Raw genomic sequence first — 20,787 nt, forward strand, 5'->3', positions numbered from 1 at the left:
GCTACAACGGCACCAGAATCGACATTTTATAAGGTCTATTGATTACCTCTTGTTATGGTCAAACATACCGAACCGGATCAGACACTGATCAAGATGCCATCGCTGCGGGCAGTGAAAGCCTTCGTTGCCGCCGCCCGCTACCAGAACTTCACCCGCGCCGCCGAGGCGCTGTGCGTGACCCAGGCGGCCATCAGCCGGCAAATCCGCGAGCTGGAGGAGCACCTGGGCGCCGAGCTGTTCAGCCGCGCCGGGCGCGCGGTGGAGCTGACCGCCGCCGGGGCGATCTTCTTCGATGCGGTGCAGTTGTCGTTCACCAATATTGCCCAGGCCGCCGAACGCGTACGCAACAGCGAGTTGCCCAAACAGCGGGTGACGCTGTGCTGCTCGCCGGCGTTCGCCAACTTCTGGCTGGGGCCGCGGCTGCCGGCGTTTTTCGAAGCCTACCCGGAGATCGACCTGGACCTGGTGGTGACGCAGAACTTCCTCACTTTGGAGAACGGCCTGCGCCCGGACATCATCATCTGCAAGATGGCCAAGGGCGGCGACGGCTACCACAGCCAGCCGCTGATGTGCGACGTGATCTACCCGGTGTGCACGCCGCAGTACCTGGCGCAGCACCCCGAGGTGGCGACCCTCGAGGGCATCCGTGACAGCGCACTGCTGAACCTGAGCCCCTACGGCCGCTCGCAGGTGGCCGAGCACGTCGACTGGAAGGTCTGGTTCGCCTATCAAGAGGTCGATTTTGCCCAACGCGCCAGCCACGCACCGCTGCTGTTCAGCGCCAACGACTTCAACGTGCTGCTGCAACTGACCCTGGCCCACCAGGGCGTGGCCCTGGGCTGGCACTACCTGGTCGCCCCGCTGGTGGAACAAGGGCTGCTGGTACGGCCGGTAGAAGAGCGCCTGGTACACCGCAATACCCTGCACTACCTGAGTTTCAACGAAACCCGCAGCCACGACCCCAGTTGCTGCAAGTTGCGCGAATGGCTGGCAGAGCAGTTCGAAGGCGAAGCACTGGAAGACGACAACGCCGATAGATAACCTCAGCTCATCAATTCATAACCTTAAATGTTGCTGTTGTACTTCACGCCCCTTCCCTACTCTTTACCTCAGCGCCATGACCGGCCCTGAGGTTTTTATCTGACCTCGCCCAGACCCTGCTGAAGTTTGAATAAAACTGGCCATTGCGCCAGCGGGCTTCTGCACCTTGAAAACAACACTTATACAAAACAATTAGAGGTTAAACCGCGATGTCCAACTTCAAGTTCCCCGGTATCAACCTGGCCATTACCACCCCGTTCGACGCCCAGGGCAAGATCGACTTCGCCCGCTTCGAGGCGTTGATTGAGCGTTACCTGGCAGCCGGCGTACAGGGCTTCGTGCTGAGCTCCGGCACCGGCATGCACGTGTACCTGAGCAAGGACGAGTCCGAGCAACTGGTGGCCTTCGGCGCCAAGGTGATCAACGGCCGCGCCCGGGTCATCGCCCAGACCTCCGCCCTGCTGGCCGATGAAGTGGTCGAGCGCACCCGCCACGCCGCCGACTGCGGCGCCGACGGGGTGATGGTGCTGCCGCCATTCTTCGAGGGCCCGACCGACGATGCGGGCATCATCGACTTCTACACCACGGTTGCCAGCGCCGGCCTGCCGGTCATCGGCTACAACGTGCCGCAGGCCGTGGGTGTGGAAGTGACCCCGGCGCTGTTCGAACAGCTCAGCCAGATCCCCAACTTCGTCTCGGTCAAGGACAGCAGTGGCGACCTGGCCGCCCAGGCCGCGCTGATTCGCACCGGCCTGCCGACCATGAACGGCGCCGACCCGCTGGTGCCCTACGCCCTGTATGCCGGCGCCGCCGGGCTGATCTGGGGCGGCGCCAACATGGCCCCGCGCAGTTGCGTGGCATTCGTCAATGCCGCGCTCGACAAGCAATGGGACCGCGCCCGCGACCTGTGGCGCGACATCGAGCCGGCAATGTCGCTGATCTGGCAGGGCGACTACGTGCAGTCGGTGTATGCCGGTGCCGAGCTGGCCGGTTACGGCGCCGGCAACCCGCGCCGCCCGCTGGCGCGCCTTGGCGCCGACAAAGCCGCCACCCTTGAGGCCGCGCTGGCCCCGCTGCTGGCCCTCGAAGCCAGCCTGGCCTGAACCTTTGGAGCACAACCATGTACAAGGCCAGGAAATTCCCGCGTAACGACAGCCTGTCAGGCTGGGTCGGCCTGCTGCCGGCACGCCAGCCGCGCCCCGCCCTCAACGACAACATCAACGCCGACGTGGCGATCATCGGCGCCGGCTTTGCCGGGCTCTCGGCAGCGCGCAGGCTGAGCCAGCTCGACCCGACCTTGCGCATCGCCATCCTCGAAGCCGGGGTGGTGGGCGAAGGCGCCACCGGGCGCAACTCGGGGTTCGTCATCGATCTGCCCCACGAAGTCAGCTCGCAGGACTTCGGCGATACCTCCAACGAACGCGCCCGGCGTGACATCACCCTGTACCGCACGGCCATCGCCCTGGCCACCGACATGGCCGGGCAATATGGCTGGGGCCGCGAGATCCTCGACCCTTGCGGGCGCTACAGCGTGGCCATCAGCCACAAGGGCGACACCCACATCAACACCTACGCCAGGCAGTTGCAGGGGTTGGGCGAGGCACACGAGATCCTCGACGCCAAGGGCATCCAGGCGGTGACCGGCAGCGCCCTGTACACCTCGGGCCTGTACATGCCGGGCACGCTCATGGTGCAGCCGGCGGCGTACATCCGCGCGGTGGCCGACAGCTTCCAGGCGCCGGTTACGCTCTACGAAAACAGCGCGGTGAAGTCATTCGAGAAGCAGGCCGGCAGCTGGCTGCTGAAGACCGCCAAGGGCGCGGTGCAGGCCGGGCGCATCATCCTCGCCAACAACGGCCATGCACAAAGCTTCGGGTTGTTCCGTGGCCAGTTGCTGCATGTGTTCACCTACGCCTCGATGAGCGAGCCATTCGACCCCAAGCGCCTGGCGGGCAAGCGCGACTGGGCGGCTACCCCGGCCCTGCCCATGGGCACCACGGTGCGCAGAGTGAGCGGCGCGGATGGCGACCGCCTGCTGATCCGCTCGCGCTACAGCTACCACGCCGGGCTTGAGATCAACGAGGGTCATGTACGCAGTGCCGGGCGCATCCACGACATCAAGTTCGCTGCACGCTTCCCGGGCCTTTTGAACGTGAAGATGCAATACCGTTGGGGCGGGCCGATGGCGCTGACGCTGAACAGCGTGCCGGCGTTCGGCGAAATCGAACCGGGGCTGTTTGCAGCGTGCGCGTGCAATGGGCTGGGGGCGTCGAAGTCGACGGCGGCAGGGATTGCCGCGGCGGAAGCGGCCATGGGGCTGAATTCGCCGATGGTGGAGATCTTCCGTGGCTATGAGGCGCCCAAGAACCTGCCGCCGCAGCCGTTTTTGAGCATCGGGGCCAAGGCCAACCTCAGCGTGCGCGAGTGGCGGGCGGGGGCGGAGTGAGCATCAAGGCATAGGCCGGTACAGAACAGCCGGTTATTGCACCACAGGCTGCATCTGCGCCTTCCAGCGCTCCACGTTACGCTGCAGCACCGCCTCCGAGGCCCCGGAAATCGGCAGCTCGGTGAGCTTCTTGGCCAACCGCCCGCGCAGCCAGCTGTCGTTGCACGCTGAGTTATGCGAAACCGCCAGGTACAGCCCCGGCCGGTCCACCGGCAGGCCACGGGCGATCAGGCTGTCGCCAACCCCCAGGCTCTGCGCCAGGGCCATGCCCGAGTAGCGCCCGGCCAGCACATAGTCCACCTGCCCCAGCACCAGCTTCTGGAACGCCTGGGTCAGGTTTTGCGAAGGGTCCAGCTTGAGCTGGGCCTTGGCGAACGCCTCGAAGGCCGGGGTCAGGCGCGCCTTCTGCGACACGCTGCCCTTGTAGCGGGCCAGGTCCGCCGGGCCGTTGAACTCCAGCACCGCGTCGTGGCGGGTCCATACCAGGTATTCGTTGAGCTGCAACGGCGGGTGAATGTAGTCCAGCGCGGTCAGCTGGGTGACCTGCATCGGTGTATCGAGCAGCAGGTCCATGCGCCCGCTGCGCACCTCTTCCAGTGCCTGCTCGCGCTTGCCGGCATGCAGTACCTCCACCTTCAATCCCAGCTCGCCCGCCACCTGGCGCAGCAGGTCGACGTTGGCGCCGATCAGGTGGGTCGGGTCCTGCGGGTCCTGCCAGGAATACGGCGGCGCATCCGGGCTACCGGTGACCACCAGGCGCTCGCACTTGCCCACCGCCCACACCGGGGCCGACAGCAACGCCAGTGCACCGGCCAGCACCCTTGAACTCCAACCAAACGCCATGCCCCGCACTCCTCGTCTTCCATAAAAAAGCCCGGCCCCCATGACAGGGGCCGGGCTTCTTTATAGGTGAAGCCGGCGGATCAGACCAGCTTTTCCAGCTCTGGGACCGCTTCGAACAGGTCAGCGACCAGGCCGTAGTCGGCCACCTGGAAGATCGGCGCCTCCTCGTCCTTGTTGATCGCAACGATCACTTTCGAGTCTTTCATGCCAGCCAGGTGCTGGATCGCGCCGGAAATACCAACGGCGATGTACAGCTGCGGCGCAACGATCTTGCCGGTCTGGCCGACCTGCATGTCGTTGGGCACGAAGCCTGCGTCGACCGCGGCGCGCGAGGCACCGACGGCGGCGCCGAGCTTGTCGGCCAGTGCGTAGAGGTGCTTGAAGTTGTCACCGTTACCCATGCCGCGCCCGCCGGAAACGACGATCTTGGCAGCAGTCAGCTCTGGGCGATCGGACTTGGCCAGCTCTTCACCGACGAAGGCCGAGATGCCGGCATTGTGCGCAGCAGCGACAGCTTCGACAGCAGCCGAGCCACCTTCGGCGGCCACGGCGTCGAAACCGGTGGTACGCACGGTGATGACCTTGACCGAGGCGCTCGACTGCACGGTGGCAATGGCGTTACCGGCGTAGATCGGACGCTTGAAGGTGTCGGCAGCTTCGACCGAGACAATCTCGGAGATCTGGTCGACGTCCAGCAGCGCGGCAACGCGCGGCAGGATGTTCTTGCCGTTGGTGGTGGCCGGGGCCAGCACGTGGCTGTAGCCTTTTGCCAGCTCAACGATCAGCGGCGCGACGTTTTCCGGCAGGGCGTGGGCGTAGGCGGCGTTATCAGCGACCAGCACCTTGGCAACACCGGCAATCTTGGCGGCGGCTTCGGCAACGCCACCGACGCTTGCGCCGGCAACCAGCACGTGGATATCACCACCGATCTTGGCAGCAGCAGCGACAGTGTTCAGGGTGGCCGGGGCTACGGCACCGTTCTCGTGTTCAGCGACAACCAGGATAGTCATTTAGATTACCTTCGCTTCGTTCTTCAGCTTCTCGACCAGTTCGGCCACCGATTTGACCTTGATGCCAGCGCTGCGGGCAGCCGGGGCTTCAACCTTGATGGTCTTGTTGGTGGAGGCCAGCGTTACGCCCAGCGCATCTGGCGTGACGGTTTCCAGCGGCTTCTTCTTGGCCTTCATGATGTTCGGCAGCGACGCGTAGCGCGGCTCGTTCAGGCGCAGGTCGGTGGTGACGATCGCCGGCAGGTTCAGGGCAACGGTCTGCAGGCCGCCGTCGATTTCGCGGGTGACGTTGAGCTTGTCGCCTGCCACTTCAACCTTGGAGGCGAAAGTGCCCTGAGCGTAGCCGGTCAGCGCGGCCAGCATCTGGCCGGTCTGGTTGTTGTCGCTGTCGATGGCCTGCTTGCCGAGGATGACCAGCTGTGGCTGCTCCTTGTCGACAACGGCTTTCAACGCCTTGGCCACGGCCAGGGAGTTCAGCTCGTCAGCGGCTTCGACCAGGATGGCGCGGTCGGCACCCAGGGCCAGGGCAGTACGCAGCTGCTCCTGAGCGGTAGTCGGGCCGACAGAGACCACGACGATCTCGGTGGCAACGCCTTTTTCTTTCAGGCGTACGGCCTCTTCCACGGCGATTTCGCAGAAGGGGTTCATGGACATCTTGACGTTTGCAAGGTCGACGCCGGAGTTGTCCGCCTTGACGCGAACCTTGACGTTGTAGTCGACCACTCGTTTGACAGCTACAAGAACCTTCATGGATTCCTCGTTACTCTCCGGTGAAAAGAAGATCGCCTGGGGACTGCCCGGCGAATGCGCGTGGGTACAAGGGCACCTCTGAAAACGTAGCGCAGCAGGTAGATTTAAGGAAAACCATCACATGACCGATCAGTCTTGTTCAGACCCCGAGGGCAAAACCCGCGGGTCATTTTCTGTCGTGGCGTGTAGACTCCACTACAAAACCTGATTCGGCCCGTAAACCCTGCTCCACGCCTGGTCTTTAGGGGTGCACCTGCGCCCGACGGACAGCCTACGGCGAGCGTAAAAGCGCTCGTATCTTGACCGTAACACCCAATCGGGTCAATACGGCAAATTGGCCAGCCTCCAGCCGCGCTCCTGTGATTTTACTGGGCTCCGGCAAATTCAAACAAACGTTTGTATTGGACCCGCCAAGTGGTGTAGATATAATGCGCGGCCAAGACAAAACGGTGTAGTCCGTCATTCCCGCTGCTACAGCCCAGTCAGCCGCGCATGACCGTCCCCACACCCAAAAAAGACAAAGCAACAGCACGAGCCTTGATGAGTAGGAGAGAACCAGTGGAACGCGAATACATGGAATTCGACGTGGTCATCGTCGGCGCAGGCCCGGCGGGCCTGTCGGCCGCCTGCCGCCTGAAGCAGAAGGCCGCCGAAGCCGGTAGCGAGATCAGCGTCTGCGTGGTCGAGAAAGGCTCCGAGGTCGGTGCCCACATTCTCTCCGGCGCCGTGTTCGAGCCCCGCGCCCTGAACGAGCTGTTCCCCGACTGGAAAGAGCTCGGCGCGCCGCTGAACACCGAAGTGAAGCGCGACGACATCTACGTGCTCAAGGATGCCGGCAGCGCCACCAAGGTGCCTGACCTGTTCGTGCCCAAGACCATGCACAACCAGGGCAACTACATCATCTCCCTGGGCAACCTGTGCCGCTGGCTGGCCCAGCAGGCCGAGAACCTGGGCGTGGAAATCTACCCGGGCTTCGCCGCCCAGGAAGCGCTGTTCGACGAGCAAGGCGTGGTGCGCGGTATCATCACCGGCGACCTGGGTGTCGACCGCGAAGGCAACCCGAAAGACGGCCTGTACACCCCGGGCATGGAACTGCGCGCCAAATACACCCTGTTCGCCGAGGGCTGCCGCGGTCATATCGGCAAGCAGTTGATCAAGCGCTTCGACCTGGACAACGAGTCCGACGTGCAGCACTACGGCATCGGCCTCAAGGAAATCTGGGAAATCGACCCGGCCAAGCACGAGCAGGGCCTGGTGGTGCACACCGCCGGCTGGCCGCTGGACGTGGTCAGCGCCGACAACACCGGCGGCTCGTTCCTTTATCACCTGGAAAACAACCAGGTGGTGGTCGGCCTGATCGTCGACCTGTCGTACGCCAACCCTTACCTGTCGCCATTCGACGAGTTCCAGCGCCTCAAGCACCACCCGGTGATGAGCCAGTACCTCGAAGGCGGCAAGCGCATCAGCTACGGCGCCCGCGCCATCTGCAAGGGCGGCCTGAACTCGCTGCCCAAGATGGTGTTCAACGGCGGCGCGCTGATCGGCTGCGACCTGGGCACCCTGAACTTCTCCAAGATCAAGGGCAGCCACACCGCAATGAAGTCCGGCATGCTCGCCGCCGAAGCGGTGGCCGACGCACTGATTGCCGGCAGCGAAGGCGGCGACCTGCTCAATGGCTACGTCACCGCGTTCAAGGCCAGCTGGCTGCATGAAGAGCTGTTCGCCAGCCGCAACTTCGGCCCGGCGCTGCACAAGTTCGGCCCGCTGTTCGGTGGCGCGTTCAACTACATCGACCAGAACTGGTTCGCCGGCAAGCTGCCATTCACCCTGCACGACACCAAGCCGGACTACGCCTGCCTCAAGCTTGCGGCCGACTCGAAGAAGATCGACTACCCGAAACCCGACGGCAAGCTCAGCTTCGACAAGCTCAGCTCGGTATTCCTCTCCAGCACCAACCATGAAGAGGAACAACCCTGCCACCTGAAACTGGCCGACCCGAACATCCCGATCGCCAGCAACCTGCCGCTGTACGACGAACCGGCGCAGCGCTACTGCCCGGCCGGCGTGTACGAGGTGGTGGCTCAGGAAGACGGCAGCAAGCGCTTCCAGATCAACGCGCAGAACTGCGTGCACTGCAAGACCTGCGACATCAAGGACCCGGCCCAGAACATCACCTGGGTCACCCCGGAAGGTGCCGGCGGGCCGACTTACCCGAACATGTAAGGCCCCTGCCCTTGCGCCAAAAAAAGCCCCCAGGCCTTGCGGCCCGGGGGCTTTTTCGTATCAGGCGCGGCGTACTTCCTCGAACAGCTCGGGGTGGCGGTCGAGCAGCTTGAACAGCTTGATCAGCGCCACCGGCGGGCGGGTCTTGCCGTTTTCGTAGCGGGAGAAGGCGTTGACGCCACCGCCGAAGATCTCGCCGGCTTCGCGCTGGTCGAGGTCGAACTTACGTCGGATGGTGGCGATGAAGCCTGGGTCGACAGCCTGCGCATTGACTCGCTTGTTAAAGGCCAGCATCAGGTCGCTGATACGCCCTGACTCCTCCATATTCAATATTCCCTCGCCGCATGCCGGGCAGTAATCGCCCCGGATATCCGCAATCAACAGCGTTTGCCCCTTGTATCGATACGGCATGTCCTGCGCTTCGGCGACCAACTCAGCCCCACCACAAAGTGGACATTTCATTTCAAAGCTCCTTGAAGGGCGGGCAATGGGGCGTTCTCTTTTCCATGAGAAATTAACCTTCCAGGTTATTTTTGGCCAATTGGTTATTCCAATCACCCGGAAGTCTGCCCCGCCCGAGGCCCGGCACTAGCCCCTCATTTGTCACCACACATGATCGGCGCCGGCTCTGCGGCAAAGGCCAGCGGCTCGCGACGCCCGAAGTACAGCGCCGTCAGCAGCCCCACCGTGCCCATGATCAGACAAAAGCCGACACACACCCACGGGCTCCACGGCATCAGCGCGATCAGCGCCAGCGGCGTGGTGCTGGCCCACAGGGCATAGGCCACGTTATAGGTGAACGAGATGCCCGACACGCGGATCTGCGCCGGGAACAACCCGACCATCACCGAAGGCACCACCCCCACCACCCCGCACGACAGCCCGGCCAGGGCGTAGGCCAGCCAGGTCGCGCCCCACTGCCCCACCAGGCTGGCATACAGCGCGCCGATACCCAGCGGCAGCAACAGGCTGTAGAGCATCAGCGCGCGCCAGGCGCCGATACGGTCCACCAAGAGCCCGGCCAGCACGCAGCCGATATTCAAAAAGACGATCCCCACGCTGCTCAGAGCGAAGGTGTGGCCGGCGATCATACCGAAGCGCTGCTGCATCACCGTGGGGGTGATCACCACCAGCACCACCACTGCCGAAGTGAGCACGCAGGTCAGCAGCGCCGCCGGGATCAACGCCCGACGGTGCTCATTCAGCACGCTGCGCAGCGGGAAGCTCACCGGCGGCTCCCGGCGCTCGCGCAGGGCCAGGAAAACCGGCGTCTCGCTCAACCAGCGGCGCAGCCACACACCAATCACGCCAAACACCCCACCGAGCAGGAACGGGTAGCGCCAGGCGTAGTCGAGGATCTCCTGCGGGCTGTACAACTGCGCCAGCGCCGTGGCGGTGAGCGCGCCCAGCAGGTAGCCGAAGGTCAGCCCGGCCTGCAGGAAGCCCAGGGCGTAACCACGCCGCCCCACAGGCGCGTGTTCGGCGACGAAGGTCCAGGCACTCGGCACCTCGCCCCCCACCGCCGCCCCCTGCAGAATGCGCAGGGCCAGCAGAATCAAGGGCGCGGCATAGCCGATGTCGGCGTAGGTCGGCATCACCCCGATCAGCAGGCAAGGCAGCGCCATCATCAGGATGCTCAGGCTGAACACCCGCTTGCGCCCAAGATGATCGGCAAAATGCGCCATGAGAATGCCGCCCAAGGGCCTTGCCAGGTAACCGGTGACGAAGATGCCAAAGCTCTGCAGCAGGCGCAGCCACTCGGGCATTTCGGGCGGGAAGAACAACTGGCTCAGGGTCAGGGCGAAGAACACGAAGATGATGAAGTCGTAGATCTCCAGGGCGCCACCCAGCGCCGCGAGGCCCAGGGTCCGGTGGTCGCCGCGGCTGAAACGGGGCGCGCGGGCGGTATCGATGGCAGTCATGGCAGTTCCGCAGGTCGGCAAAAGGCCAAGAGGATAGCAAATGCCAGCCCTGCAGGCCGCTCAGGAGCTACGGCTGAACACTGTGTGGCCGAAGTTCATGCGCCGGGGGTAACGCCCCGCACCTGCGGCAAACGCCTCGGGCAGCGGCACCTGCCCCACCACCAGCGGCATGTCGATGATCGCCATGAACGCCTGCAATGCGTCGTTATCGGGTGCACGCGGCAGGCTCACGCTCACCGCCTGGCGCTCGCCCGGCGGCACTGTCGGCACGCGTATCTGTTTGGAGTGGTACAGCAAGGCATGCTGGATCTGCGAACTGACCCGGCAGAACCGCGCCAGGTCGACGCCGGCGTGGCTGGCCAGCTCGATATTGCCCAGCAGTAGGTGAAAGGGTTGCAGGGCACTGTGCACCAGGCGCTGCAGCTCGTCGAAGCTTTCCACCGGGGCGATGCGGTAGTAGCCCAGGCCATTGAGCAGCCGTTCCAGTTGCAGGCGCTGTTCAGGATGCTCGTCAGCGATGAGGATACGCAGGGATTTGTTGGCCATCGTCCGAACCCGGGCAGTCAGGTGTGAGGGTTCCATGACCAGGACTGCGCCGGCACCGGCAAGCCGCAGGCTGGCTGCCCGGGCGGTCTTTCTAGAGCGTTGTCGTGAAACTGCGGGAAATCAAGTTGCCAGCATGGGAAATTTTCAACCTTCCCACTGCCGCATACGCTGGCGACAGTGCTTCATGGCATTGACGATGTGCTTTTCCACCAGGCTGCGGGAGATACCCAGCCGCTCGGCGATCTGCTGATGCGACAGGCCATCGAGCTTGCGCAGCAGGAAACACTCGCGGCAGGCCGCGCTCAGCTCGTCCAGGGCCTGCTGCATCAGCGCCAGACGCTGGTCCAACTGCATGCGCTGGGACGGCGCCGGGCTGTGCCAGCGCTCATCGCTGTCGAGTACTTCCAGCGGCTCGGCCCGGCGCACCTGGTGACGCCGATGGCGATCGACCACCAGGTTCAGCGCGGTGCGGTAAAGAAACGCCCGCGGGTGTTCGATGCGCTCACCCTCGCTGCGCTCCAGCACCCGCAGGTAGGCATCATGGGCGACGTCTTCGGCAACCTGCCGATTACCCAGGCGGGCACAGAGAAAACTCACCAATTCGCGATAGTAATGTTCCACGACGGCACCTGGCGTCTCCCTGCGCAAGCGCTGTAGGCACAGGCAGCGGGTAGGCTGATATCAAGGTGCGATCTTACAAATTATAATGATTCTCAGCAACATGGAGCAGAAGCACCCGCTGCGGTAAATCGGCACGCGGCGCTTTCGTTTAACTGGGACCCCGAGTGCAATCCACCACCGCCTCGCTCGATCAACCCCGGTTGGAAGCCCGCATGACTCGCACACCCGACACCCGTCGCCGCCTGCTGATGGCCGCCCTTGGCCTGCTGGGCCTGGGCAGCCTGCTAGCCTGGAAAACCCTGCCGCTGGGCGGCGCTCCGGTCAGCACCGTGCCGGTAACCCGCAGCAACATCGAAAGCAGCGTCACCGCTCTGGGCACCTTGCAGCCCCGGCGCTACGTGGATGTCGGCGCCCAGGCTTCCGGGCAAATCCGCAAGCTGCACGTGGAGGCCGGTGACCCGGTGAAGCAAGGCCAGTTGCTGGTGGAGATCGACCCGTCCACGCAACAGGCCGCCCTGGACGCCGGCCGCTACTCCATCGAAAACCTCAAGGCGCAGCTGGCAGAGCAACGCGCCCAGCATCAGCTCGCCCAACAACAGCTCAAGCGCCAGCGTGACCTGGCCGCCAGCGGCGCCACCCGCCAGGAAGACCTGCAAACCGCCGAATCACAGCTGAAGGTGACCCAGGCGCGCATCCAGATGTACCAGGCGCAGATTCTTGAGGCCCAGGCCAGCCTGCGCAGCGCCGAAGCCGAACTCGGTTACACACGCATCTACGCCCCCATGAGCGGCACGGTAGTGGCGGTAGACGCCCGCGAAGGCCAGACCCTCAACGCCCAGCAGCAAACGCCGCTGATCCTGCGTATCGCGCGGCTGTCGCCAATGACCGTGTGGGCCCAGGTGTCGGAGGCCGACATCGGCAAGGTCAAACCCGGTATGAGCGCCTACTTCACCACCCTGTCCGGCGGCAAGCGCCGCTGGGCCAGCACCGTGCGGCAGATCCTGCCGATACCGCCCAAGCCCCTGGAGCAAGCCAGCCAGGGTGGCGGCAGCCCGGCCAGCGCCAGCGCCGGGACCACCGGCAGCAAGGTGGTGCAGTACACCGTGCTGCTGGACGTCGACAACCCCGACGGCGCGCTGATGGCCGAGATGACCACCCAGGTGTTCTTCGTTTCCGGCCTTGCCAGCCAGGTACTCAGCGTGCCGCTGGCGGCGCTGGGCGACACCGCCGAAGAGGGCTTGCGCCTGGCCCAGGTGCTCAACAGCGATGGCAAGGTCGAGGCGCGCCAGGTGCGCACGGGCCTGAGCGACCGCCTGCGCGTGCAGGTACTCGACGGCCTGCGCGAGGGCGAGCGCCTGGTGATCGGTGCACCAGCCGCCAGCGGGAGCTGACATGAGCACTCCTTTGATCGAGCTGTGCGACATCCGCAAGGTCTACGGCGGCATCGACTCGCCCACAGTCGAGGTGCTGCGCGGTATCAGCCTGAGCATCCACCCCGGTGAATTCGTCGCCATCGTCGGCGCTTCGGGCTCGGGCAAGTCGACCCTGATGAACATCCTCGGCTGCCTCGACCGCCCCACCTGCGGCAGTTACCGCTTCGCCGGCCGTGATGTGGCCGAGCTGGGCAGCGACGAGCTGGCCTGGCTGCGCCGCGAGGCCTTTGGCTTTGTGTTCCAGGGCTACCACCTGATCCCCTCGGGCTCCGCCCAGGAAAACGTCGAGATGCCGGCCATCTACGCCGGCATTCCCCCTGCCGAACGCCACGCCCGCGCCCGCGCCCTGCTCGAACGCCTGGGCCTGGCCAGCCGTACCGGCAACCGCCCGCACCAGTTGTCTGGCGGCCAGCAACAGCGCGTGTCGATTGCCCGCGCCCTGATGAACGGCGGCCATATCATCCTCGCCGACGAACCTACCGGCGCCCTGGACAGCCATAGCGGCACCGAGGTGATGGCCCTGCTCGACGAGCTGGCAAGCCAAGGGCATGTGATCATCCTCATCACCCATGACCGTGAAGTGGCGGCCCGTGCGCAGCGGGTGATCGAGATCCGCGACGGGCAGATGGTCAGCGACTCGGCCGCCGGGCAGCCTGCCCAGGCGCCGCGCGAGCAGTTGCAGGCCATTGATCTGCGCCAGCGCCTGGACCGCGGCGCCACCCTTAAAGGCGCCTGGAAGGGCGAACTGGTCGAAGCCCTGCAGGCGGCCTGGCGGGTGATGTGGATCAACCGCTTTCGCACCGCACTGACGCTGCTTGGCATCGTCATCGGCGTAGCTTCGGTGGTGGTCATGCTGGCGGTGGGCGAAGGCAGCAAACGCCAGGTCATGGCGCAGATGGCCGCCTTCGGTTCCAACATTCTCTACCTCAACGGCAAGCACGCCACTGAACGCGAGCCCGCCGGCATCGTCACCCTGGACGATGTCGCCGCCATCGGCGAACTACCCCAGGTCACCCACGCCATGCCAGTGATCGGCGACAAACTGATGGTGCGCCAGGGCAACAACAGCCAGCAGTTCTATGTGGGCGGCAACAACACCTGGTTCCCCGAAATCTTCAACTGGCCGGTGGTCGAAGGCAGCTTCTATACCGAAGCCGACGAAGCCAGCGGCGCGGCAGTGGCGGTGATCGGGCAGAAGGTCCGCGACAAGATGTTCGGCGAAGGCAGCAACCCGATCGGCCAATACCTGCTGATCGGCAACGTGCCGTTCCAGGTGATCGGCATCCTGCTCGGCAAGGGCGCCAGCTCCGGCAGCGAAAACGCCGACGAGCGCATCGCCGTGCCCTACTCCGCCGCTGCCATCCGCCTGTTCGGCAGCCGCGACCCCGAATACGTCGCCATTGCCGCACAGGATTCCAGCCGCGTGGGCGAAACCGAACAGGCCATCGACCGCTTGCTGCGCCAGCGCCACCAGGGCAAGCACGACTTCGAGCTGACCAACGACGCCGCATTGATACAGGCCGAGGCGCGCACCCAGAACAGCCTGTCGCTGATGCTTGGGGCGATTGCCGCGATCTCGCTGCTGGTGGGCGGCATCGGGGTAATGAACATCATGCTCATGACTGTGCGCGAACGTACCCGCGAAATCGGCATCCGCATGGCTACCGGCGCCCGCCAGCGCGACATCCTGCGCCAGTTCCTCACCGAGGCGGTGATGCTGTCGATGGTTGGCGGCGTCACCGGCATCGTGCTGGCCCTGGCGATAGGCGCCGGCCTTTTGCTGGCCGGCATCGCCGTGGCCTTCGCCCTGCCGGCCATCGTCGGCGCCTTCGCCTGCGCGGTCATCACCGGCGTGCTATTCGGCTTCATGCCGGCACGCAAGGCCGCCCGTCTCGACCCGGTCAAAGCCCTTACCAGCGAATAGTCCATGCCAATCCCCAGCCGTATCAGCCTGTTGACCCTGAGCCTGTGCCTGGCCGCCTGCAGCAGCCCGCCGCCGCCGGCCAGCGCAATCACCCCGCCCCCCGCCTGGCAAGGGCCCGCCCAGGCCTTGCAAGCACAGCCAGACGGGCAATGGTGGCAAGCGTTCGCCAGCCCTGAACTGGACCAACTGATCGAGCGCGCGCGGCGCAACAGCCACGACCTGGCCGCCGCTGCCGCGCGGGTGCGCCAGGCCCAGGCCAGCGCGATCATCGCCGGTGCCCCGTTGCTGCCCGAACTGCAACTGGGCCTGGACAGCAGCCGCCAGCACCTGCTGCGCGGCGAAGGCAACGACCAGCTCGACGCCAGCAGCAGCGAACGCACCAGCACCTCGTTTGGCCTGCAGCTCAGCGCCAGCTACGAAATCGACTTCTGGGGTGGCCTGCGCGCCGCCCGCGACAGCGCCCTGCGCAGCCTCGACGCCAGCCGCTTCGACCGTCAGACCGTCGAGCTGACCCTGCTCGGCGCGGTGGCCGACAGCTACCTGCAGGGCCTGGCCCTGGATGAACAGCTGCGTATCGCCCGGCTCAACCTGGAAAACGCCCGCGATGTGCTCGGGGTGGTCGAGGCCCGCGAACGCTCGGGCTCGGCAACCCGCCTGGAGCTGGCCCAACAGCGCAGCCTGGTGGCCGCCCAACAGCGCCAGCTGCCGTTGCTGGAGCAGCGCCGCCAGGACAACCGCGTGACCCTGGCCACGCTGCTGGGCGACCCGGTACAGCAGCTGCCAGCCAGCACCCAGAACATCCACGCCCTGCGCTGGCCCGGCATTGGCAGCGGTGTGCCCAGCGAGCTGCTGAGCCGACGCCCGGACATCGCAGCCGCCGAAGCGCGCCTGGCCGCAGCCAGCGCCAACGTGCAGGTGGCCCGCGCCGCATTGCTGCCACGCCTGGTACTGGGCGCGAGCCTGGGCAGCGGCGCACGGACCTTCGCCAATCTGCTCGACAGCCCCTACTACACCCTCACCGCCGGCCTGACCGCGCCGATCTTCAACAACGGCCGCCTGCGTGCCGAGCGCGATCTGGCCACAGCCGAACAGCAGGAGCTGCTGGAGAACTACCGCGCCAGCATCGTCAATGGTTTCGGTGATGTGGAGAAAGCCCTGAACGCCATCGACGGCGTGGAGCGCCAGCGCCAGTGGCAGGATGAGGAAGTGGCCCAGGCACGCATCGCCTTCGACCTTGCCCAGCAGCGCTACCGCGCCGGCGCCGAGACCCTGCTCAGCGTGCTTGAAACCCAGCGCACGCTGTACCTGGCCGAGGACGAACAGGCGCAGCTGCGCCTGGCCCGCTTGCAGGGCAGCGTGGCGTTGTACAAGGCATTGGGTGGGGGGTGGGAGGCGCAGGGGATATAGGGGATATCCCTTTCGAGGGAGGGTCAGGGCCAACAGGGGGTTCGGCGAAAATATTGCAGCGCCCTCTCAAGATCGAGCGCCGCGCGGGCGGCGCTCGGTTTCACAGGCACTGCAAGGCTTGCGTCGAACACCTTGCAGCCCTCACCCAATCCCCGCTCAAGAAACAATATTCTTCATCGACAAATGCCGCGCATACCATGGCCGCTGCGGCACCTTGCGCAAAAACCCATCGATCTTGCCCTCCTCGCCAAAGGTGATGCGCAAGGCCAGCTTCATCACCTCCACATCCATCTCCACAGACTTGCCCGGGCGCATGCCTGGCTGGGTGCTGCAACCATGGGTGTCCGGCCCCAGCCAGGGGTCGTCCACCTCCACCCAGCGCCCCGGGGCGAACCAGGGCACGCCGTTGACCTCAAGGCGCGTGACCTGCCCTGGGTGGTAACGTTCCTGGGCGCGGAACCAGTCATCGATACGGTCGTCGATCCAGCCATGGAAGGCCCAGAACACCGGGTTGACGTGGGACGAGAACGGGTCGCCAAGAAAGTCGTTTTCGCGCTCGAACCAACGCGCAGCGAAGTCCGACTGGTCACGGGCGAACGGCACCGGTGCGCCGTTGCTGGGGTCGCGCGGTACGGTCGCCCAGCACATGTGCAGCCAGTCGTGCAGGTTCATCTCCAGCTCCGACCCCAGCGCCCCCAACGACAGCTTCGACAGGTACAGCGGGTCCTGGTACTGCGATTCCCACACCTGGAAATTGCTGCAGAAAGTCTCGCCGGCCTTGATCGCCCCCACCCACTGCCCGTAGGCCTGGTCACCAGGGGCCTGCCAGGGGGGCGGCACGCGGTAGCCATCGTGGTTGTCGTAGTAGCGGGCAAAGCCTGCGCGGTCGGCCTCCACTGCCGGTTGTGGCAGTGGGAAGCGCTGCCAGGACGGCAAATCCTGCAGGGTGCGCGCGTGCATCAGCATGTGCCGGTGCATGAACAGGAAATCGATCCCCGAGCCATTGCGGTGCTTGCGCGGGCCGCGGGCATCGCGTTCCAGATCGCGCGGGCCGGGCTGCCAGCCCAGGCCACGCAAGGCATCCTGCTTACCCGTCGACAGCTTGTGCCACTGGTCACGGGTAGCGTGCCACAGCTGGTGGAACAAGCGGTGCTCGGCACCGATCACCCAGGCCAGCATCGCCGACGTATAGGGCAAGCGCTCGCGGGCCTCGGGGAACAGACGCTTGACCGCAACCAGGCGGCTGTCCTGCTGCACCCATGTCAGCGGCCGGTCCAGCCGCTGCACGCGCACGCTCAAGGTGCCGCTGCCGGCGTTGGCAAATTCGCCCCACACCTCGTCCAGGCTGGCCACACACTCGTAGTCAACGCCACCCTCACGGCCCACCAGGCGCCAACGCACCTCGCCGGTGCCGGCTCCGACCAGATCGCCCAGCACGCGGTAGGCAGGCTGCGCCTCTGCGCGCAGACCTGCACCGGTGTCGACGAAGCCACGCAGCCCACGGCCCTTGGTGGCAACGTCCAGGAACATCTCGACGCCGTGGACGGGCAAGCCATCGAGGCCACCGTCGGCACCTTCGAAACGGATATCCCACACCCCGCGCAGCAGATCCGCCAGTACCTGACCGCTGTAATCGGCCAGCTCCACGCTGGCCTCGCCAGGCGTGACGACGTCGTCCTCGGGGTCGTGGGTCAGCTCTTTATGCGCGTAATAGGCCGCCGTGCCGGCAGCGCCCGCCACTGCCAGGCCTGCGATGAAACCTCTTCGGGAAATGGTCATTGCGCCTCGATTCGTCTGTGCTTGCTGCGGCTTCTATCCAAGCTAGGACGTACGCTGGGCGGGGAAATTTAACGGCGCGCCCGGCCCAGCTAATTCAGCAGGCCAGGCACTCGTTTGTTGAGTATCCCCCGCTGCCAGAGGCAAGCCCATGACCTCCCTGCTTTCACGCCTGATCCGCCCAAGCAAGGCCACCGCCTACAGCATCTTCGACATCGAGCTCAAGGCCATCGAGCGCCTGAGCCCTTCGCTGTGCCGCTACGTGTTTACCGGTGCCGACGTGGCTCAAATGACCACCCTGGCGCCCGACCAGCGCATCAAGCTGTTCTTCCCCACCCCTGCCGGCGCGCCACCCAACCTGCCCAAGGACGGCGAATGGCAGCAGGCGCGCCGCGACTTGGCGCCACAGCACACACCGCCGATGCGCACCTACACCATCCGCGCCCTGCGCCGCGAAGCGCTGGAGGTGGACGTCGACTTCGTCGTGCACGGGGTGAACGGCCCGGCCTCGGCCTGGGCTACCACGGCGCAGGTGGGTAACCGCCTGCAGATGGTCGCGCCCAACCTGGCCTACCACCGCGACCCCGGTGGCTACGAGTGGAAGCCGCCACACAGCGCCCAGCGCATCTTGCTGGTGGGCGACGAGACCGCCCTGCCGGCAATCGCCGGCATTCTCGAACAACTGGCCGACCACGCGCCGCAGCGCGAGGTGCAAGCGTTCATCGAAGTGCCGCTGGAGAGCGACTGCCTGCCCCTGCGCCACAGCCCCGCCACCCGCCTGCACTGGCTGCCCCGCGACCTGCTGCGCTGCGAACACGGGCAAGGCATGCACCATGCCGTGCACGAGCTGGCCAACCTGCCTGGGGTGCAGGTGGCAAAGGCCGTGGAGTTGGAGGATATCGATATCGACCAGCGCATTCTTTGGGAGCTGGCCAGTGATGCGAAAGGCGACTTCTATGCCTGGATTGCCGGGGAGTCGGGCACGGTGATGGATATTCGCCGTTACCTGATCAAGGAGCGCGGGTTGGCGCGGGAGAGCTTGACCCTGATGGGGTATTGGCGTGCCGGGCGTACCTTTGATTGACTGTTTGAAACAGTGGGGCTGCTTTGCAGCCCATCGCGGCACAAGGCCGCTCCCACAGGATCGCGCAAAGCCTGAACCTTGCGCCCTACCTGTAGGAGCGGCCTTGTGCCGCGATGGGCCGCAAAGCGGCCCCAAATACCTCAGGCCAACGCCGCCCGCAGTGCCTCGGCAAAGCGCCCGGCCACTTCGTCGACCTGCTCGGCGCTGATGATCAGCGGCGGCAGGAAGCGCACCACTGCACCATGCCGGCCACCCAGTTCGAGGATCAGGCCACGGCGCAGGCATTCGCGCTGCACCTTCGGCGCCAGGCTACGGTGGGCCAGTGGGTGCCCCAGGGCATCCACTTCGCCCGCCGGGTCCACCAGTTCCACGCCTAGCATGAGCCCGCGCCCGCGTATGTCACCCAGCTGCGGGTAATCGCGCTGCAGCGTCTGCAGGTGCCCGCGCAAGCGCTGGCCCATGGCCTCGGCGTGTTCGCACAGGCGGTGCTCCACCAGGTACTGCATCACCGCCGAGCCCGCCGCCATGGCCATCTGGTTGCCACGGAAGGTGCCGGCGTGGGCGCCCGGCGCCCACTGGTCGAGCCAGTCACGGTACACCGTCACCGCCAGCGGCAGGCTGCCGCCAATGGCCTTGGACAGGGTCACAACGTCCGGCACGATGCCGGCGTGCTCGAAGGCGAACATCTTGCCGGTACGGGCAAAGCCGCTCTGGATCTCGTCGACAATCAGCGCCACGCCGGCCTGTTCGGTGATGCGGCGCAGGCCGCGCAGCCACTCGATGTCAGCCGGAATTACACCGCCCTCGCCCTGCACCACCTCGACGATCACCGCCGCCGGCAGCGCCACCCCGGCCTCGGGGTCGTTCAGCAGGTTTTCCAGGTAATGCAGGTTGGCACGCACGCCAGCCTCGCCACCGAGGCCGAACGGGCAACGGTAGTCATAGGGATATGGCAAAAACTGCACGCCGCTGCTCAGCAGCGCGCCCAGCGGCTTCTTCGGGCCCAGGCTGCCCATCAGGCTCAGGGCACCCTGAGTCATGCCGTGGTAACCGCCCTGGAACGCCAGCACGGTGCTGCGCCCGGTGGCGGTGCGCACCAGCTTGAGCGCCGCCTCTACCGCGTCGGTGCCGGTGGGGCCGCAGAACTGGATCTTCGCCTCGCGACGCAGCGCTTCAGGCAGCAGGGCGAACAGGTCCTGGACGAACTGGTCCTTGACCGGGGTGGTCAGGTCCAAGGTGTGCAGCGGCAGCTCGTCGGCCAGCACGCGCTGGATGGCCTCGACCACCACCGGGTGGTTATGCCCCAGGGCCAGGGTGCCGGCGCCGGCCAGGCAGTCGATGAACTGACGGCCTTCGACATCTTCCACATGGATGCCCCGGGCGCGCTTGAGCGCCAGCGGGATGCGCCGCGGGTAGCTGCGGGCGTTGGACTCCTGTTGCTGCTGGCGCAGCAGCAGCGGCGAGTCGGCGAATTCGTACAGGGCCTGGGGCTCGTTGGCCGGCAGGGCCCGGGCAAGGCTGGACGCGGTGGACATGGAGAAACCCTCGCAAGCAAGCGGATGTGCCCGCCACGCGTCCTGTAACCGGATGTGTGTCGGGAGCTTATCGCTTGGAAAACGCTTGGGCGGGGTGCGGATTTAGCGCTTGCTGCGGGATTTGTTCAGCCATGCCTGCGCTACCCCTGTAGGAGCCGGCTTGCCGGCGATGAGGCCGGTAGCCAGAATGATGCACCGCCTGGGCGGGCCCTATCGTCGGCAAGCC

Annotated in this window: 17 protein-coding genes; 8 read left to right on the top strand and 9 right to left on the bottom strand. The window is 65.6% G+C overall.

Annotation, left to right across the window (positions count from 1 at the left end):
- Positions 1-54: 54 nt before the first annotated feature.
- The 3 genes from KSS94_RS18330 (at position 55) to KSS94_RS18340 (ending at position 3,487) form a co-directional block, all read left to right on the top strand.
- Complete coding sequence (locus tag KSS94_RS18330) at positions 55-1,041, top strand: LysR substrate-binding domain-containing protein (RefSeq protein ID WP_217839494.1); 987 nt, start codon at positions 55-57, stop codon at positions 1,039-1,041.
- A 209-nt stretch (positions 1,042-1,250) separates the two neighbouring features.
- On the top strand, positions 1,251-2,144 hold the full coding sequence (locus KSS94_RS18335) for a dihydrodipicolinate synthase family protein (RefSeq protein ID WP_217839495.1): 894 nt from the start codon (positions 1,251-1,253) through the stop codon (positions 2,142-2,144).
- Positions 2,145-2,161: 17 nt separating this feature from the next.
- Complete coding sequence (locus tag KSS94_RS18340) at positions 2,162-3,487, top strand: NAD(P)/FAD-dependent oxidoreductase (RefSeq protein ID WP_217839496.1); 1,326 nt, start codon at positions 2,162-2,164, stop codon at positions 3,485-3,487.
- 33 nt (positions 3,488-3,520) lie between these two features.
- Here the strand turns inward: KSS94_RS18340 and KSS94_RS18345 are convergent, their stop codons facing one another.
- The 3 genes from KSS94_RS18345 to KSS94_RS18355 all read right to left on the bottom strand — a co-directional run bounded on the left by KSS94_RS18345 (position 3,521) and on the right by KSS94_RS18355 (position 6,090).
- On the bottom strand, positions 3,521-4,330 hold the full coding sequence (locus tag KSS94_RS18345; RefSeq protein ID WP_217839497.1) for a substrate-binding periplasmic protein: 810 nt from the start codon (positions 4,328-4,330) through the stop codon (positions 3,521-3,523).
- Between the two features lie 80 nt (positions 4,331-4,410).
- A complete protein-coding gene (locus KSS94_RS18350; protein ID WP_217839498.1) occupies positions 4,411-5,340 on the bottom strand; it encodes an electron transfer flavoprotein subunit alpha/FixB family protein in 930 nt (309 codons plus the stop codon).
- Positions 5,341-6,090, bottom strand: coding sequence for an electron transfer flavoprotein subunit beta/FixA family protein (locus KSS94_RS18355; RefSeq protein WP_217839499.1), 750 nt, complete (start codon positions 6,088-6,090; stop codon positions 5,341-5,343).
- Positions 6,091-6,630: 540 nt separating this feature from the next.
- Between KSS94_RS18355 and KSS94_RS18360 the strand changes: the two genes are divergently transcribed.
- On the top strand, positions 6,631-8,313 hold the full coding sequence (locus KSS94_RS18360) for an electron transfer flavoprotein-ubiquinone oxidoreductase (RefSeq protein ID WP_217839500.1): 1,683 nt from the start codon (positions 6,631-6,633) through the stop codon (positions 8,311-8,313).
- Positions 8,314-8,373: 60 nt separating this feature from the next.
- On the opposite strand, the gene KSS94_RS18365 is transcribed toward KSS94_RS18360, so the two are convergent.
- The 4 genes from KSS94_RS18365 to KSS94_RS18380 all read right to left on the bottom strand — a co-directional run bounded on the left by KSS94_RS18365 (position 8,374) and on the right by KSS94_RS18380 (position 11,402).
- Positions 8,374-8,775 (bottom strand): type II toxin-antitoxin system MqsA family antitoxin, encoded by a 402-nt coding sequence (locus KSS94_RS18365; RefSeq protein ID WP_217839501.1) that lies wholly within the window; start codon positions 8,773-8,775, stop codon positions 8,374-8,376.
- Between the two features lie 134 nt (positions 8,776-8,909).
- Complete coding sequence (locus tag KSS94_RS18370; protein WP_217839502.1) at positions 8,910-10,235, bottom strand: MFS transporter; 1,326 nt, start codon at positions 10,233-10,235, stop codon at positions 8,910-8,912.
- 60 nt (positions 10,236-10,295) lie between these two features.
- Positions 10,296-10,781: a histidine kinase gene (locus KSS94_RS18375; protein WP_217839503.1), complete on the bottom strand. Its 486-nt coding sequence runs from the start codon at positions 10,779-10,781 to the stop codon at positions 10,296-10,298.
- A gap of 144 nt (positions 10,782-10,925) precedes the next feature.
- Positions 10,926-11,402, bottom strand: a complete 477-nt coding sequence (locus tag KSS94_RS18380) for a sigma-70 family RNA polymerase sigma factor (protein ID WP_217839504.1) — start codon at positions 11,400-11,402, stop codon at positions 10,926-10,928.
- 212 nt (positions 11,403-11,614) lie between these two features.
- Between KSS94_RS18380 and KSS94_RS18385 the strand changes: the two genes are divergently transcribed.
- Genes KSS94_RS18385 through KSS94_RS18395 form a run of 3 tightly spaced genes read left to right on the top strand, consistent with a single transcriptional unit; the run spans position 11,615 to position 16,166 of the window.
- Entirely contained in the window at positions 11,615-12,793 is a 1,179-nt protein-coding gene (locus KSS94_RS18385) for an efflux RND transporter periplasmic adaptor subunit (protein WP_217839505.1), read from the top strand.
- Position 12,794: 1 nt separating this feature from the next.
- Positions 12,795-14,759 carry a MacB family efflux pump subunit gene (locus KSS94_RS18390; RefSeq protein WP_217839506.1) on the top strand — a complete coding sequence of 655 codons (1,965 nt, stop codon included), beginning with the start codon at positions 12,795-12,797 and terminating at the stop codon, positions 14,757-14,759.
- 3 nt (positions 14,760-14,762) lie between these two features.
- Positions 14,763-16,166 carry an efflux transporter outer membrane subunit gene (locus tag KSS94_RS18395; RefSeq protein WP_217839507.1) on the top strand — a complete coding sequence of 468 codons (1,404 nt, stop codon included), beginning with the start codon at positions 14,763-14,765 and terminating at the stop codon, positions 16,164-16,166.
- 156 nt (positions 16,167-16,322) lie between these two features.
- Here the strand turns inward: KSS94_RS18395 and pvdP are convergent, their stop codons facing one another.
- A complete protein-coding gene (pvdP, locus tag KSS94_RS18400; RefSeq protein WP_217839508.1) occupies positions 16,323-17,945 on the bottom strand; it encodes a pyoverdine maturation tyrosinase PvdP in 1,623 nt (540 codons plus the stop codon).
- 148 nt (positions 17,946-18,093) lie between these two features.
- Between pvdP and KSS94_RS18405 the strand changes: the two genes are divergently transcribed.
- Positions 18,094-19,026 (top strand): siderophore-interacting protein, encoded by a 933-nt coding sequence (locus KSS94_RS18405; protein ID WP_217839509.1) that lies wholly within the window; start codon positions 18,094-18,096, stop codon positions 19,024-19,026.
- Positions 19,027-19,166: 140 nt separating this feature from the next.
- On the opposite strand, the gene KSS94_RS18410 is transcribed toward KSS94_RS18405, so the two are convergent.
- Complete coding sequence (locus tag KSS94_RS18410; protein WP_217839510.1) at positions 19,167-20,561, bottom strand: aspartate aminotransferase family protein; 1,395 nt, start codon at positions 20,559-20,561, stop codon at positions 19,167-19,169.
- Positions 20,562-20,787: the final 226 nt, after the last annotated feature.

The sequence above is a fragment of the Pseudomonas fakonensis genome (assembly GCF_019139895.1).
GTDB lineage: Bacteria > Pseudomonadota > Gammaproteobacteria > Pseudomonadales > Pseudomonadaceae > Aquipseudomonas > Aquipseudomonas fakonensis.